13 protein-coding genes are annotated in these 15,400 nt (G+C 67.3%); 9 read left to right on the top strand and 4 right to left on the bottom strand.

What is annotated here, in order from left to right; all coding sequences use genetic code 11:
- Positions 1 to 17 precede the first annotated feature (17 nt).
- From WFI54_RS11170 to WFI54_RS11140, 7 genes are all read left to right on the top strand, one after another.
- Positions 18 to 1,646, top strand: a complete 1,629-nt coding sequence (locus WFI54_RS11170; RefSeq protein WP_336652870.1) for a SpaH/EbpB family LPXTG-anchored major pilin — start codon at positions 18 to 20, stop codon at positions 1,644 to 1,646.
- 56 nt (positions 1,647 to 1,702) lie between these two features.
- A complete protein-coding gene (locus WFI54_RS11165) occupies positions 1,703 to 2,707 on the top strand; it encodes a class C sortase (protein WP_336652869.1) in 1,005 nt (334 codons plus the stop codon).
- The gene (locus WFI54_RS11160; protein WP_336652868.1) at positions 2,704 to 4,185 is read left to right on the top strand and encodes a SpaH/EbpB family LPXTG-anchored major pilin; all 1,482 of its coding nucleotides are present in this window, start codon (positions 2,704 to 2,706) and stop codon (positions 4,183 to 4,185) included. Before WFI54_RS11165 ends, WFI54_RS11160 begins: the two co-directional genes overlap by 4 nt.
- A complete protein-coding gene (locus WFI54_RS11155) occupies positions 4,182 to 5,105 on the top strand; it encodes a class C sortase (protein WP_336652867.1) in 924 nt (307 codons plus the stop codon). The genes WFI54_RS11160 and WFI54_RS11155 overlap by 4 nt, the downstream gene beginning before the upstream one ends.
- A 155-nt stretch (positions 5,106 to 5,260) precedes the next feature.
- On the top strand, positions 5,261 to 6,028 hold the full coding sequence (locus WFI54_RS11150; protein ID WP_336652866.1) for a VTT domain-containing protein: 768 nt from the start codon (positions 5,261 to 5,263) through the stop codon (positions 6,026 to 6,028).
- Between the two features lie 121 nt (positions 6,029 to 6,149).
- On the top strand, positions 6,150 to 6,521 hold the full coding sequence (locus WFI54_RS11145) for an ArsR/SmtB family transcription factor (RefSeq protein ID WP_336652865.1): 372 nt from the start codon (positions 6,150 to 6,152) through the stop codon (positions 6,519 to 6,521).
- Between the two features lie 70 nt (positions 6,522 to 6,591).
- Positions 6,592 to 7,584, top strand: coding sequence for an SRPBCC family protein (locus WFI54_RS11140; protein ID WP_336652864.1), 993 nt, complete (start codon positions 6,592 to 6,594; stop codon positions 7,582 to 7,584).
- A 4-nt stretch (positions 7,585 to 7,588) separates the two neighbouring features.
- On the opposite strand, the gene WFI54_RS11135 is transcribed toward WFI54_RS11140, so the two are convergent.
- Positions 7,589 to 9,430 (bottom strand): glycerophosphodiester phosphodiesterase family protein, encoded by a 1,842-nt coding sequence (locus WFI54_RS11135; RefSeq protein WP_336652863.1) that lies wholly within the window; start codon positions 9,428 to 9,430, stop codon positions 7,589 to 7,591.
- A gap of 83 nt (positions 9,431 to 9,513) precedes the next feature.
- Between WFI54_RS11135 and WFI54_RS11130 the strand changes: the two genes are divergently transcribed.
- Positions 9,514 to 9,912, top strand: a complete 399-nt coding sequence (locus tag WFI54_RS11130; RefSeq protein WP_336652862.1) for a hypothetical protein — start codon at positions 9,514 to 9,516, stop codon at positions 9,910 to 9,912.
- Between the two features lie 97 nt (positions 9,913 to 10,009).
- Positions 10,010 to 10,939 (top strand): c-type cytochrome biogenesis protein CcsB, encoded by a 930-nt coding sequence (gene ccsB / locus WFI54_RS11125; protein ID WP_336653095.1) that lies wholly within the window; start codon positions 10,010 to 10,012, stop codon positions 10,937 to 10,939.
- Between the two features lie 127 nt (positions 10,940 to 11,066).
- Here ccsB and WFI54_RS11120 read toward each other — a convergent pair whose 3' ends face one another.
- The 3 genes from WFI54_RS11120 to WFI54_RS11110 all read right to left on the bottom strand — a co-directional run bounded on the left by WFI54_RS11120 (position 11,067) and on the right by WFI54_RS11110 (position 15,167).
- The gene (locus WFI54_RS11120; protein WP_336652861.1) at positions 11,067 to 13,178 is read right to left on the bottom strand and encodes an acyltransferase family protein; all 2,112 of its coding nucleotides are present in this window, start codon (positions 13,176 to 13,178) and stop codon (positions 11,067 to 11,069) included.
- An 81-nt stretch (positions 13,179 to 13,259) separates the two neighbouring features.
- Positions 13,260 to 14,006: a hydrogen peroxide-dependent heme synthase gene (hemQ, locus tag WFI54_RS11115; RefSeq protein WP_336652860.1), complete on the bottom strand. Its 747-nt coding sequence runs from the start codon at positions 14,004 to 14,006 to the stop codon at positions 13,260 to 13,262.
- 60 nt (positions 14,007 to 14,066) lie between these two features.
- Complete coding sequence (locus WFI54_RS11110; RefSeq protein WP_336652859.1) at positions 14,067 to 15,167, bottom strand: hypothetical protein; 1,101 nt, start codon at positions 15,165 to 15,167, stop codon at positions 14,067 to 14,069.
- Positions 15,168 to 15,400 lie beyond the last annotated feature (233 nt).

The raw sequence follows: 15,400 nt of genomic DNA, 5'->3' as shown, positions 1-15,400 counted from the left end.
TTCGAGAAAGGGAAGACATGTCCACACGCACACAGCGAGGCCTCCTCACGGGCCTCGGCGTACTCGCCGTCGCGGCGGCACTCGCGCTCGGAGGGGGCGTCGCAGCAAACGCCGCCCCCGTCGACCAGATGCCCGAATCTTCGGACATCATCATCACGAAGACCGAGCAGCCCTCGACCGGCGTGCCCGCAAACGGCCTGCCGCAGACCCCTCCCGGGGCGCCGATCAAGGATGTGCAGTTCGCCGCCTACCCGGTGCCCGTCGCCGGAACCCCCGGCACGAACGCCTGGCAGCAGGCCATGGCAGGCACGACGCTGGCCCAGGCGCAGGCCACCGCCAGTGCGACGGCCTCATTCACAGGCACCACTGACGCCGCAGGCGTGATCCGCTGGAACACCGTGCCCCGCGGTCTCTACCTCGTGCGCGAGACCAGCGCTCCCGCCGGTGTGGTGCGCGCAGGCGACTTCCTCGTCTCCGTGCCGCTCACCGATCCCGCAACTGCGGGCAACTGGCTCACCGAGATCTACGTGTACCCCAAGAACGGCCGCAGCGATGTGCAGAAGAGCGTGCAGAATGCGTCGAAGCTCAAGGTGGGCGACACCGTCACCTGGTCGATTGACACCTCGATTCCCGATGTACGCGACCCCGGTACGGGTGCATTCCTCGCAACCGACCGTTTCGAGATCCACGATACGCTCACCGACACCCAGCTCAGCACGACCGCTGCGGGTGTGAATGTGACCTCGCCCGGTGGCTTCGTAAAGGGCGCGGCAGGGGACTACACCGTTGAGTCGGTTGCGGCTGGCTCCGGCGCTTCCGCCACCACCACCTGGAAGGTCGTCTTCACCGCCAGCGGCCGCGCCAAGCTCGCTGCGGCGCTCGCCGCGCACGCCGCTGACACCGACCCCGACAAGGGCCCGGCCCCGCGCGTCGTGGTGAAGATCGACAGCCTCGTGAAGTCGGTCGGCGAGATTCAGAACACCGCCCTCGTCTTCCCGAACGGCAGCTCGATCACCGAGAATAAGCCGCTGGAGAGCCAGCCGAGCGTTGTGAAGTACGGCAGCTACGCGCTGCGCAAGACCAGTGAGGGCGCCCCCAACGGCACCACCCCGAACCTTGCCGGCGCCGAGTTCATGGTCTTCGCGAACGAGGCCGCGGCCCGCGCAGGCGACCCTGCCGACGCGATCAAGCCTTCGGGCAACCCCACCGGCGTCTGGACCACCGACGCTCAGGGCCGTGTGGATATCTCGGGCCTGCGCTACAGCGACTTCGCCGACGGCGTGCTGCAGACGAAGTTCGTCGACGCCCCGGGCGAGACCTGCGCCGACAAGAACCTCGGCCCGGCGAGCGCTACCTGCGTGGCGAACGCGAAGTTCCAGACCTACTGGCTGGTAGAGAAGAAGGCGCTGCAGAACCACCAGCTGCTCGCCGAACCGCACCCGTTCCTCGTGAACGCCGACTCGGCCAGCACCAGCACGCAGACCGAAGCGATCGTCAACCAGTACAACCGCAATGGTTTCGTGCTGCCGCTGACCGGTGGCACCGGCACCGCACTGCTCACCATCGGTGGTATCTCGGTGCTCGCCGTCGTGCTGATCGTGGCGCGTCGTCGTCGCCGCCTCGCTGAGGCTGCGCTCGAGCAGTAGTTCCATCCCCGTCGCGGCCCCAGCGGTCGTGATCACACCCCGGAAAGGAGGTGCCCGTGGCGTACCGTGTCTCCCCGCAGCCCGAAGCGGGCACCTCCGCGCCGACCGCGCCGACCCCGGCACCGCCTCAGCGCGGTGCCGGGGGCAGGCGTGTCGACGCGGTGCCGATACTGCTGCAGTTGCTCGCCATGATCGGGCTTGCAGCGATTCTGATGCCCGCGGCCGCTGACTGGTTCGCGAGGCTCGGGCACAATGCCGCGGTGTCGGGATATGTGCGCTCGATCGAGGGCATGCCGGGATCGGAGACTCGCCGCATGATCGGTGAGGCCGAGCAGTACAACCGCAGGCTGCCGCCCGGCACGCTCGTAGACCCGTACGGCCCCGATGCCGGCAGCTCCGGGCAGTCGAACGAAGGCTATCGTGCCTATGAGCGGCTGCTCAGCGTGCCGGGCACCGATGTGATGGGGGAGCTGCAGTATTCGCGGCTCGGCATCGATCTGCCGTTGCGCCACGGCACCGGTGAAGATGCGCTGCGCACGGGTGCCGGGCACCTCTACGGCTCATCGTTGCCGGTGGGTGGCCCCTCTACGCATGCGGTGCTGACGGCGCACTCGGGTTTGGTGAGCGCCGAATTGTTCAGCGGCCTTCACGATGCGCGGGAGGGCGACGTGTTCTCGGTGCGCGTGCTTGACCAGCTGCATTTCTACGAGGTCGATCGCATCGAGACCGTGCTGCCAGCGCAGACGCGCTCGCTCGGCATCGTCGAGGGGGAGGATCGCGTGACGCTGCTCACCTGCACCCCGATCGGAGTGAACAGCCACAGGCTGCTGGTGCACGCGGTGCGGGTGCCGGCCCCTGCCACCGCAGAGGTGGCGTTGGTGGGTGACGGGCGGGCGGCGGGCTTTCCCTGGTGGGCTGTGGGCTTTGTTGGCGGATCGGCCGCTGTCGCGGCCCTGCTCTTCGCGCCGAGCCCGCGTCGCGGTCGACGCGTCAAGGGTGCCGCTGCCGTGCAGCAGCGGCCTCGACGTGGCAGCGCCAACCCGCGCCGGATCCGCCCATGAGAACTGACCTCACGACCGCCGTTTTCCGCCTTCGATCCCGGCTCCGCGCCTTTTGGGCGTGTGTCGCCGTGATCGCTGTCTTCGCTGCGCCCACCGGTGGCGGGGCAGCCGCCTATGCGGCCCCCGATCTGCCCACCGGCCCGATGACGCTGGTGCTGCACAAGTATGCCCAGCCGGAGGTGCCTGGCTCGCCGGTAGACGGGCTGCCGATCGACCCGGCGCAGCTCGCCGGTCACGCCCCGATCGGCGGGGTCGACTTCGCGGCGACGTTCGTGCCCGGTATCGATCTCTCCACCGACGAGGGGCGGGCCGCTGCTGCGGCGCTCACTCCTGCAGAGGCGGCGCTGCTCGTGGCCGGGCAGCCTGCGACGGCAACGGCGCGCACCGATGTCGCTGGTGAGGCGCGTATGGCCGGGCTTCGCGTCGGCCTGTACTACGTGTCTGAGACCTCGGCACCGCCCGGAGTGCTGCGGGCCGCCCCGTTTCTGGTGCCGCTGCCGATGGCGAGCCCCGATAGCTCTGGTGCGTGGCTCACCACCGTGCACGTCTACCCCAAGAACCCCGTGGTCGATGTCACGCTCACGGTGCGCGACCGCGACGCGATCTCCTGCGGTGACACGGTCAGCTGGAGCTCGCTCTCCGCGATTCCGAGGCAGGCGCAGATCGCCAGCTACCGGCTGCAGCATCTGATGCCGCTCGGGGTGGTGCTCGACAGCGCTTTCCCGGATGTTGCGGTGTCGCTGACGGGCGCCGGTGCTCTCGTGTTTGGCGACGATTACACGATCAGTTCGGTCGATGCCGACGGGTTGCACGGCTTCGAGACCGTGTTTACCGCGCAGGGGCTGGCGAAGCTTGCGGCGCACCCGGAAGCGCAGCTCGCCGTGGACTACAACACGCACGTCACGAGCATGGGTGAGTTCACCACCGAGGTGCGCCTCTTCGCGGGGAACGCCGACCCTGTGCGTTCGACGGCGACCACGAAGTTTGGCCCGCTGGGCATTCTCGTCAGCGAGCGTGGCGACCCGGGCAACCTCATCAAGGGTGCCGACTTCGAGCTCTTCCTCACCCCGGAAGATGCGAGGTCAGGCAGCAACTCCATTTCGGTCGGCGGGGTCTCGGCGTGGTCGACTGATGCCGATGGCCTCATCATGATCGGCTGCCTGCGTCTCTCGAACTTCGCAGACGGGCTCGATCGCGCGCCTGGCAGCGCGCTGTTCCGCTTCTACTTCGCGGCACCCACCTCCTACCCGGCGGGGTGGACCGGTGAGACGATGGTGCTGCGCGGGGTGGTGGGTTCGGTGTCTCGCCCCGAAATTCTGCACGCTGAGGTGTGGCGGGCAGACCCCGCATCGCCACCGCCGTTGCTGTCGGTGACCGGCGGCCGGATCGTCGGCGGGCTGCTGCTTGGTGCGGCGCTGCTCGGGGTGGGGGCACTGCTGCTGGGTCGGCGTCGCGCGAATCGGGCGGTGCGCGGGTGAGTGCGCAGGCGGGGCCGGTGGTGACTGGGGCGGCGAAGCCGAAGGCGAAGCGGCGGCGCGGATCGCGGCTGCTCACGGTGGTGCTGCAACTCGCGGCGATGGCAGCGATCGGCATGCTCGTGTATCCCGATGCCGCGAGCTGGGTTGCGCGGATCGGCCACAACGCTGAGATTTCCGGCTATGTGCGCGGGGTCGAGGGAACCCCCTCCGCGGAGCGGGAGCAACTGCTCGATGCCGCGTACCGCTACAACGCTGAGCTGCGGCCCGGCCCGTTGACCGATCCGTACACGACGGTGCAGGAGGACCAGACGCTTCGCAGCCCGCTGTATCTCGCATATGAGGAGATGCTGCGGATCTCGGGCAGCCAGGCGATCGGCACGCTGAGCTACCCCCGCCTCGATATCGGGTTGCCGATCTACCACGGCACTGACGACGAAACGATCTCGAAGGGCGTCGGCCACCTGTACGGCACCTCGTTGCCCGTCGGTGGCCCGTCAACGCGGGCCGTGCTGACCGCGCATTCGGGGCTGCCGCATTCGAAGCTGTTCACCGATCTCGACCAGGCGCGGGTCGGCGACACCTTCTGGATCTCGGTGCTCGGCGAGGATCACTACTACCGTGTGGAATCCACCGAGGTGGTGGTGCCCGGCCAGACCGACAGCTTGCAGATCGTCGCAGGCGAAGACTGGGTGACGCTGTTCACCTGCACCCCGATCGGCGTGAATAGTCACCGTTTCATGGTGCACGCGGTGCGCATCCCCGATGGCGAAGCCCCTGCGGATGAGGCGATCGGCGGCGACGGGGTGCAGCTCGGATTCCCGTGGTGGGCTGTGGGCTTCGTCGGGGGGAGCGGGGCGGTGGCCTGGCTGCTGTGGGCGCCGACGCGGCCGGTGCGCAGGAAGCGCCCAGCCTCGGGGTGAATGCGGCTGCGCCGGCAATGAGGGTCGGTGCTGGTGGCGCGGTTCTCGGCGCACGCCCGGGAGTGGTCAGGGTGCTGCCGGTAGACTTGCGCCAGCCGCCGAGCAGCCCGGCGTCGCCGTGATCCGCCCGCCGTTCCGACGAAAGCAGAGCTCCCGTGACCACGATCCATCTCGCCCTCGGCGCTGTCGTGCCGGCTCTCCTCGGCATCGACTGGCTCGACCCCGAGACGCTGCTGCAGGCCGGTGGATGGGCCGCGCTCATTCTCGCCTGCTTGTTCGTGTTTCTTGAGACAGGCGTTGTGGTGCTGGCGTTCTTGCCCGGCGACTCGCTGCTGTTCACGGTGGGGTTGTTCAGTGCGACGGGCCCCGGTGGGTCTCCGATCATCGACATCCCGATCTGGATCACCTGTGTGGTGCTGTTCATCTGCGCCTTCCTCGGAGACCAGATGGGCTTCATGCTGGGGCGCAAGATCGGCCCTGCGATCTTCAAGCGCGAGAAGAGTCGCTTGTTCAATCCCGAGAACGTGGCGCGCACGCACGCGTTCTTCGAGAAGCACGGGCCGAAGGCGATCATCATCGCGCGCTTCCTGCCCATCATCCGAGGCTTCGTGCCGGCCGCGGCGGGTGTGGGCCACATGAGCTATCGCCGCTTCGTGGCATACAACGCGGTGGGTGCCCTGCTGTGGGCCGTCGGGGTGACGTTGCTGGGCTACTACCTCGGCCAGATCCCCTTTGTGCAGCAGTACAGCGAGGTCTTCATCATTGTGCTGGTGCTGATCCCAGGTATTCCGATCCTCATTGAGATGTGGCGTGCCTTCTCCTCGTGGCGCGCGCGTCGCCGCGCTGCGCAGCTCGGTGATGCGGCTCATCCGGGCGGATCGGCGGAGGCGCCGGAGCGACCCGAGGCACCGGCCGCCGAGTAGCGCCCGCGGGGTGTGAGCGCTTCGCTTTCTGGTTGCTCCTCGAAGGGGGTTCGAGGAGCTTGACCTGTGGTGGGGCGCGAGCTAATATGCAACTAAATGGTTGCATATTAAGGAGGTGCTCATGATCCCCCCGAACGCCCGCACCGCGCAGCTCAGCCGCGAACTCAACGACGCCGAGGTCGACCGCATCTTCCGCGCCCTCGCCGATGCGACCAGACGCGACATCGTGCGCCGCACGCTCGGAGCAGAAGCTTCCATCTCGCAACTCGCCGAACGCTACGAAATGTCGTTCGCGGCGGTGCAGAAGCACGTCACCGTGCTCGAAGCCGCCGATCTCGTCGAACGCATCCCCCGAGGAAGGGAGCGCATCATCCGCGGCAACCCTGACACCATCCGCCGCGCCCAGCAACTGCTGGGCCACTTCGAGCAGATCTGGCGCGGGCGCATCGAACGACTCGATGCGCTGCTCTGCGCCGATCCGCCCACCTCATAACCCCCAGAGCAGGCGCAGCGACGCGCCTGCCCCACCAAGGCCCCAACGGGCCTTACGAAAGGCCAACATCATGCCCATCACCGACATCACCACCGACCCCGAAGCGCTCACGCTCACCGTGACAGCCGACTTCACCGTGTCCGTCAGCCGACTCTGGGATGCCTACCTCGACCCTCGCCAGATCGAACGCTTCTGGGGGCCGCCCGAGTACCCCGCCATCTTCACCAGGCACGACGCCCACCCCGGCGGGTTCAGCCAATACTGCATGACAGGCCCAGAAGGCGACCGCAGCTGCGGCTACTGGCAGTGGATCGCAGTCGACGCACCCCGATTCTTCGAAGTGCGCGACGGCTTCGCCCACGAAGATGGCAGCCCCAACACCGAACTGCCCCACATGCGCATGGTGTTCGAATTCCAAGAAACCGCGCTCGGCTCCCGTCTCGTCACCACCACCCACTTCACCTCACTCGAAGAGCTCGAACAGCTGCAGGGCATGGGCATGATGGAGGGCATGAGCGCCGCCATGGGGCAGATCGACGCAGTGCTCGCAGACCTCGCCTCCTTCGCCGCAGGCCGTGGCACCGAACTGCAACTCATCGGCGACCGCGCAGCGCGCGTCTCGCGCGTCATCCGCGGCACTGTCGAACAGGTGTGGCGGGCCCACATGGATGCGGATCTGCTGCGCCGCTGGCAGCTCGGCCCCGACGGCTGGACCATGCCGATCTGCGAGGTCCCCACAGAAGTGGGCCAGCATCACCGCAGCGGCTGGCAGAACACCGCAGACGGGCAGCAATTCGGATTCACAGGAGAGCTGTTGGAGGTCTCGGCACCCTACCGCGCAGTCGCCACCGAGAAGATGTGGACCCCCGAAGACCCAGAAGCCGCAGGCAGCCCCGAAACCCGCAACGAACTCACCCTCACCCCCGTCGAAGGCGGCACCCTGCTCTCGCTGCTCATCACCTACCCCGACACCGCGACGCGCGACATGGTGCTCGCCACGGGCATGGTCGACGGCATGGAGGCGAGCTACGCCAGACTCGAATCCGAGGTGATCGGGGCGTAACCGGTCAGATCTTGACGAAGCGGGTGAGGGTGTCGACGAGCACATCGACGAGACCCGTCTCCTCCTGCATCTCGGAGCGCAGCGCAACAAGCTGATCGGGGTGGTCGCTGACAATCCCATCCACGCTGCGACGCAGCTGCTCGCGCATGCCAGCTTCTTCGTTCACGGTCCACACCATGAAGCCCAGCCCCGACGCCCACGCCGAACGCTGCAACTCCTCGGTCGCGCTCCACTCCTCGACAACGATGAAATCAGCGGGGGTGTCGGGCGCGGCCACCGCAGCAAGCGCCATCGTGTACCCCACCGAAAGATCAGGGCGCAGCTGCTTCAAGCGGGCCACGCTCGGCGCGTCGAGGGAGTGATAGATATTGCTCTCCAGCGCGTCGAGCCGCTCCAGCTCGGCCACCAAACGCTCCACATGATCACGAGTATCGGCCCCGCCGAGTTTGATCTCGATGAGCAACGGCATCCCCAGTTGCTGGGCGCGCACCACATAGTCGCTGAAACTCGGGATCAGATCCTCATGACCCTGCACATCATGCACCGTGATCGCGGTGAGCTCGGCAAGCGTGAGATCCTTCACGGCCTCCGGCCGATCAGCGAGCCGCGCGAGCGTCGCATCATGCATCGCGACGAACTCGCCATCCTGCGTCTGCATGACGTCCATCTCCACCAGATCGGCGCCCGCGGCGTGCGCGGCCTCGAGACCGCTGATCGTGTTCTCGACCCCGCCACCCGAGAAACCGCGGTGCGCGAGCACCAAGGTCTCCGGGGACTGAGACAGACGCTGCATCGTGCCCAGAGCCGCCGTGCCGAAGCCGAGCGCCGCAACGAGCGAAAGCGCCCCCACGAGCAACACCGACCGCCTCGCACTCGCGGTGCTGCGCCGCGCCGAACCCGAGGCTGCAGCTGCCTGCGGGCGCACCAGCTCCACACCCGGCGCGAGGCGATCCGCACCCCGCTGCACCCGCGTGATGAGCACCGCCGCAATCCACGCCGTCACCACACCGCTCAGCAGCATCCCCAGCACCTGCCCAACACCGAGCGAAAACGCCGCAATCGTGGGTGAAGCACCCGCAGCGACCTCATCGGCGACCGCCGTCGGCACCACCGCAGCGACCGTGAGCACCACAACCGCCGCACCACCCAGCAACAGCACCGCCGCCACCGCCAACATCACCGGCAGCCAGGCACGCACCCCGCGAGTCAGCCGCCAACTCGACCGCGAAGCCCGCCCACCCGTGGTCAACACAAAGATCGGCACCGTCAACGCGAACCGCACATTCAACACCGCGAGCAGCAGCAGCACCACGCCGAGCGCCACACCGCTCGACGCGCTCTTCATCAGCTCGCCAGAAATGAACGCCGGAATCGCAATGCCGCGCGTGAGCGCCGAAGTGAAGCCGAAACCCGTGAGCGGCAACAGCAGAAACAGATAGAGCAGCAACGACAGCGACCCCGGGCGCAACAGCTTGCGAGCCACCCGGCCCAGCTCCCGCCCGAGCCCCCGCCAGCCGATCCCCGGCCACTGCAGCAACACCACGAGCGCCGTGAACTGCAACGAGATCAGCCAGAAGGCCAGCGCCACAATCGCAACGATCAACCCCACAGTCAGCGTCACACCACGCCCCGGCGCGAACGCCCCCAGGTCGAGGCCCGTCATGCCGCTCGCCCGCAACGCCTCCCGAAACAGCCAGCCGATCACCGGCATGGCCACGCCCAGAATCACCAGCTGCGAGACCAGGATCACGCCGAGCAACCGCGCCCCGCCGGCCCGCACCAGGCTCCAGCCCCTCGTGAACAGCGTTGCGCTCTCGCGCCAAATGCCGGGCCTCTCGATCTGCATCCTCTCAGTGTATGAGGAGGCAGATCCCTGCGAACTCGCCGAACCCACTTGGGGAACATTGAGTGCAGTGCCACACTGATGCCATGAGACGCACAACTCTGGCCACTCTCGGAGCCGTCGCCCTGCTGGCCCTGCCCCTCGCCGGCTGCGGCGCATCGAAGCCCGCCGACACCGAACCGATCGGCAAGAACACCATCGCGCCGGTCTCGATGAGCGTACACGAGCTGCAAGGCGCAACCGTCGAACTCGTCACCGGACAGGTGCTCAACATCAACACCTCAAGCCTGGCCGTCGACAGCTACACAGCTGAGGTTGCCCACCCCGACATCGCCGAGTTCACGCCGGGCCGCATCGCCGACACCGCAGAGTTCAACCCCGGCGTCACCGCGCTCGCACCTGGCAGCACCGAGGTCACCATGTTCAACGAGCAGGGAGGGATCCAGCCCCTCACGTTCACCGTCGAGGTGACGGCCCGAAAGTAGGGCACCCGCGCCTGCGATTTCCCAGGGACGCAGGGTACTCTGGGGCACTGTGCTGAGTGAGCTGGAACACTACTCGACGATCGCGCTGTATTCCGCCATGATCGTGTATTCGATCGCGTTCGTCTTCTACGCGGTCGACCTCGCGAATCGCAGCGGCGACACCGCCCAACAGGCCACCGGGGCTGGGGCCCAGCAGGCCGCTGCGGGCGGTGGCGGCGTCGCCACCCTCACCCGCACCGCGAGCCCCCGCACCGAAACGCGGCAGCCCCGCTCTCGCTCGCTGCGGATCGGCTTCTCGCTGACCGTGCTCGCCTTCGTGCTGCACCTCGCCGCCACCGTGCTGCGCGGCATCGCCGCCTCGCGAGTGCCGTGGGCGAACATGTACGAGTTCGCGCTCACCGCCACCTGCGCGATCATGCTCGTGTTCCTCATCGCGCAGCTCTTCATCGACCTGCGGTTCCTCGGCACGCTCGTCACCGGCCTCGTTGTCCTCTTCCTGGGCGTCTCGAAGGTGAACTACTATGTCGAGATCGTGCCGCTGCAGCCCGCGCTCGACTCGTACTGGCTCGTGATCCACATCCTCGTCGCAGTGCTTGCGGTCGGCTTCTTCACGCTGTCGTTCGGGCTCGCCCTGCTCCAGGTGCTCCAGTCCGGGCGGGAGGCGAAGATCGCGGCGCAGGAGCCTGGCGGGCTGCGCTTCCTCGCCACGCTCCCCAACGCGGTGCGGCTCGAAGACATCGCCTACCGCCTCGCGATCATCGGCTTCGTCTTCTGGACCTTCACCCTCATCGCCGGTTCGATCTGGGCCGAGGCCGCGTGGAGCCGCTACTGGGGCTGGGACACCAAAGAGGTCTGGACCTTCGTGATCTGGGTGCTCTACGCCGGCTTCATCCACGCGCGTGCGACGCGCGGCTGGCGAGGCACCCGCTCGGCATGGCTGAACATGATCGCCTACGCCGCAGTGATCTTCAACTTCACCATCGTCAACGTCTTCTTCAAGGGACTGCACGCCTACTCAGGGCTGTGATCCTATGGCGGGCCATGGCGTCGCCCGCTCGTGATCGAGGTCACCCGTGTGGTCGTTATCTCAGGGGTGAAACGGCCATACGGGTGACCTCGATGTGGGTCACCCGCCAAGATGGGGTGCGCTCGGTTCAACCTTGTGCGGGCTCGGCTGCGAAGAGCTGCGGCGCTGCCCCGCGCAGTGCTGCCAGCAGCGCCGGCTCCGTGGTGCGAGCGTAGGTGTTCGTCATGTGCCCGTCGTCGCGGTAGACGAGCACATTGCCCACCACGGGCTCGCACCTCGTCGGCCCGCACAGCGCGTCGGAGAGGTCGATGATGTGAAAGTTCGTCGGCAGATCTGCCGCCAGCGTGCCGAAGAAGTCGGGCGTCAGCTTGCTGGTGCGCGGTAGCGAGCACGCGTTCATATCGGCGCCGTGTTCAACCAGACACTCGGGCACATCAAACGGAAACTTCGGTGTACCGCGGATCCCCACCACCTTGATACCGTGCTCGCCGAGCCGCTGCACCTGCTCGATCATGCCGCGCGGAATCTCCTCCGGGGTGCCAGGCTCGAAGGAAACCACACTGCCGAGCGTGAAGACGAGGTCCGGGTGGTATGACGCAATAGTGCGCACCACGTCACTGTTCCACTCGCTGCAGGTGTCTCCGGTCTGATCAGTCGTGAGCCGGCAGCCGTCTTTCTCGATGACGAGCAGACGCCAGTGCTGCTGCTCCGCGATGCGGCGCAGTGCCGGATACCACTGCACCGAGAACGAGCCGCCTGTCAGCACCACCGTGCGCTCGCGGCCGAAATCGTCGACATCGCAGACGAGCACTGCACCGTCGCCTGGCTCGTCGCGGTGCGACTGAATGCAGCCCTTGTTGTAGATGGGCGCGAGGTCGATGAACGCCGAGGTGGGGGTGGGGAGGAAGCCGACATTGGGATCTGGGTCGAGGGGTTCAGTTGCGTCGAGCAGCGCGCCGGCCCCAATCTGCTCGGGCGACAACTGCGCCGCCGCAGCGAGGTCGACGTGGCGCTGCCTGTCGACGAGTTCCGCCCAGCCGACCGTCGTGACCGCAAGCAGCAGTAGCGGCACCAGCGGCACCGCCGCTGCCCGCGGCCACGACCACTCGCCCAGCGAGCGCCGTGACACCGTGGATACGATCCGCTCAGTGGCGATCGCCAGCGCGAACGAGACTACCGCGATGAAGACCGCGGTGCCCCAGCTCACCGTTGTCTCGCCCCGCACCCGCATCGTGAAGACCAGCACCGGCCAGTGCCAGAGGTACAGCTGGTAGGCGATCCGGGCGAGAAACCTTACCGGGCCAACGCTCAGCGCGCGCGCCGCCCAACCGTCGGGTGCCCCGCGCGTCGCCCCGAAGAGCACCAGCAGCGACGCGCCCACGGGCCACAGGGCCGCCACGCCGGGAAACTCGCGGGCCCCGTCGAAGATGAACCCGCAGACGAGGATCATTGCGAGCCCCACCCACACACCGGCCTCGCGCACCCAGCCATACGCGAACACGCTCGCCGGGATGAACGCTATCATCGCGCCGGCCCCCAACTCCCAGAAGCGGCTGAAGGTATTGAAGTAGGCGACGGTCTGGTCGGCATCGACCAGCACCAGCGCCCACACGAAGGAGGCCACCGTCAGCACCAGCGTCGTGCCGAGAAACACCCTGCGAAACGTCGATCGCCCGGCCCCGGCGCGCGCGAACACGCCGTAGAGCGCAAGTGCCAGAAACGGCCACACCAGGAAGAACTGCCCCTGCACCGCCAACGACCAGAAATGCTGCACCGGGCTCGAATCCGGCCCCGCGGCACCATAGGCCAGCTGCGAAGAGATGAGCTCCCAGTTCTCGTAGTACAGCGCAGAGGCGAACACCTCGCGGAACGTCTGCAGGTAGCGCGTCGCCGGAAGCCACAACCAAGTGGCGATCAGCACCGCGGCGAGCACGATCACCGCACTCGGAATCAGCCTGGTCGATACCCCGATGAAGTGCTTGCGCAGCCAGACGCCTGGCCGCTTGCGGGCACCCTCCGGTTCGGGCCTGTCGAAGAAGCCCAGCAGCTTGCGAGTGAGAAAGTACGCCGACAGCACCAGAAACACATCCACGCCGCCGGAAACCCTGCCATTACCGAATACGTGGAACAGCATGACCAGTGTGAGCGCGATCCCGCGCACACCATCGATCTCGTGCATGTACCCGGCCTTGCGGTCGGGGCGCACGACACTCCGATGCTGCACTGCGATTGCTCCCACACCGCAGATCGTAGAAGCCCGCGGCCCTGCCAGCAGCGGAAAGCCGTGATTCCTACTCACCCCGCGTGCGCGGGGGTGGGACTACTGAAGCACTTCGACAATCTCGATGGGCTCGATGCGTCGACCGGTGTAGAACGGCGTCTCGAGGTGCACATAGTTGCGCGCATCGACACCGCGCAGATCACGCATCATGTCGACAAGCTCGGTGAGTTCGTCGGCCTCCATCGGCAGCAACCACTCGTAGTCGCCCAACGCGAACGCCGACACCGTGTTCGACACCACCCCGGCGTGCTGTGCCCCCGCGCTACCGTGCTCCGCGAGCAGCGCGCGACGCTCCTCCGGCGGCAGCAAATACCACTCGGCGGAGCGCACGAAGGGGTACACGGCGAGCCACTGCAGCGGAGGAACCCCGCGCGCGAAACCCGGCAGATGGCCGCGGTTGAACTCGGCATCGCGGTGCACGCCCATCGCGCCCCAGGTGCGGATCAGCGGCTTCAGCAGCGAAGAGCGGCGCAGCTCACGCAGCGCCCACTGCAGATCCTCGGCGGCCGTGCCGTGCAGCCAGACCATGAGATCGGCGTCCGAGCGCATTCCGCTGACGTCGTACCAGCCGCGCAGCGTGACGCCCTCGTCCTCGATGAGTTCGACAACGCCCTCAAGCTCCCGCACCGCCTCCGGCACATCGCGGCCGTCGACGGTGACGGGATGCGATGAGCTGAGCCGGAACACCGCGAAAAGCGTGAAGGCGGGCTCATCAGAGGCGCCCTCGAAATCGACGTCGATGGCGGCGTTGCGATCCGGGACGGCGTGGAGCGGTGACGAGTTCATGGTCTCATCGTGCTCCCTCACCGAAGCCTGCGCAAGAGGCGAAGGACAGTCTCCCGGCAATCAGTCGGTTGAGCGGTCGAGCGCCGCGATTCGCCGCCACGCATCGCTCCAGCTGGGTGCCCGCCCCGGAGGTGCCTCCCGCGACCGCGCGAGCGCTGCGGCCGCGGCCTCTGGCAACGACGCCGCGCCGTCGAGCGGCACCGTGTGCTGCGCGATATCGGGCGGCAGCGACAACCCCAGGGTGAGCACCGGGCGGCTGCTGGCGAGCGCGTTCCAGATCTTCGCGGGCACAAGCGTCTGCTGGCGCTCGCCCACGCGATACGGCAGCAGAATCGCACTCCACCCGTCGAGTATGGGCGGCAACTCGGAGACCGGCACCGGTGAGGCGATCCGCACCCCCGCTGCGAGCAATTCGGTGCGTGAAGCCTCGTCTACCTCGCCCACGATCTCCACGGGCCGGGCGCGGGCAACGGCCGCGACCGCCGGCACATCGATGATGCCCTGCTGCACTGTGCCGAAGTAGCCGATCGGAGCGTCAGCTTGCGGGTTCGACCAGCGAAACCCGGTGAACTCGTCATCGGCGGCGGGCAGCAAGAGGAGCGAATCGAGGCCGCGATCCGCCCACGCCTGCTGCATCGCAGCGGAATCGGTGACCAGCCGCGCCTCGCGTTCGAGCGTGCGCTCAACGCTGCGCCAGGCGCGCGGCGGGTGCCAGCTCGCGGGCACCTGAGACCAGTCGAGCACCCTGTCGTAGACGATCCACCCCGCGCTCAGACGCCGCGCGAGCGCCAGACTGCGGCGCGAAGGCACATACTGCAGCACCATGGTCTCGTGTGCGGCCGCTGCCCCAAGACGACGCCGAATGCGGCGCAAGGTGGCACCAGGCAACAGATCGACCGGCGACCAGCGCAGCAGCTGCACCCCTTCGGGAAGCTGCTGCGACGGGGGAGCGCTGCCGCGCCGCCGCCGAAGCCTCGCGAAGATCTGCCGCACATCGCGCAACTGCGGCTCGACGAACACGACGGCGGTTCCCGCCCCCGCAGCAGCCCGCGCGAGCGAGTGGTGACGCTGCCAAGCGAAATTCCACTTCACCGAGCTCAGGATCACCAGCGCCGCGGGCGCCGCGGCCGACCGCGCGCCAGGGTCTGCGTGCTGGGCCATGATGCTCCTTCGAATCGTGACGGCCGGATCCTCATCTTTGCACGGCCAGGCAACATACGCCGAGAAAGTCGTACACCTTTATCACACATGGAACAAGATCTCAAAAACATCATTGACGTGTTGTGACATCTGGGCGGAGACTTGCGTACGTGCAAAACACGTAAAGTCGAAAGCGGAGCGAAAAAGCCGGACTTACTCTGAAATGGCTTTCGGGCGGCAGTGGGGGGCCGATC

The sequence above is a fragment of the Leucobacter sp. MMO-125 genome (assembly GCF_037148395.1).
GTDB lineage: Bacteria > Actinomycetota > Actinomycetes > Actinomycetales > Microbacteriaceae > Leucobacter.
The sequence above is the reverse complement of the archived record's forward strand: the minus strand, read 5'-3'. Positions and strand labels throughout refer to the sequence as shown.

Coding starts and splice junctions, on each gene's coding strand:
- WFI54_RS11135 (WP_336652863.1), bottom strand. CDS start 9,430: ATGCAGATCGAGAGGCCCGGCATTTGGCGCGAGAGCGCAACGCTGTTC.
- WFI54_RS11110 (WP_336652859.1), bottom strand. CDS start 15,167: ATGGCCCAGCACGCAGACCCTGGCGCGCGGTCGGCCGCGGCGCCCGCG.
- WFI54_RS11160 (WP_336652868.1), top strand. CDS start 2,704: ATGAGAACTGACCTCACGACCGCCGTTTTCCGCCTTCGATCCCGGCTC.
- ccsB (WP_336653095.1), top strand. CDS start 10,010: ATGATCGTGTATTCGATCGCGTTCGTCTTCTACGCGGTCGACCTCGCG.
- WFI54_RS11170 (WP_336652870.1), top strand. CDS start 18: ATGTCCACACGCACACAGCGAGGCCTCCTCACGGGCCTCGGCGTACTC.
- WFI54_RS11140 (WP_336652864.1), top strand. CDS start 6,592: ATGCCCATCACCGACATCACCACCGACCCCGAAGCGCTCACGCTCACC.
- hemQ (WP_336652860.1), bottom strand. CDS start 14,006: ATGAACTCGTCACCGCTCCACGCCGTCCCGGATCGCAACGCCGCCATC.
- WFI54_RS11130 (WP_336652862.1), top strand. CDS start 9,514: ATGAGACGCACAACTCTGGCCACTCTCGGAGCCGTCGCCCTGCTGGCC.
- WFI54_RS11145 (WP_336652865.1), top strand. CDS start 6,150: ATGATCCCCCCGAACGCCCGCACCGCGCAGCTCAGCCGCGAACTCAAC.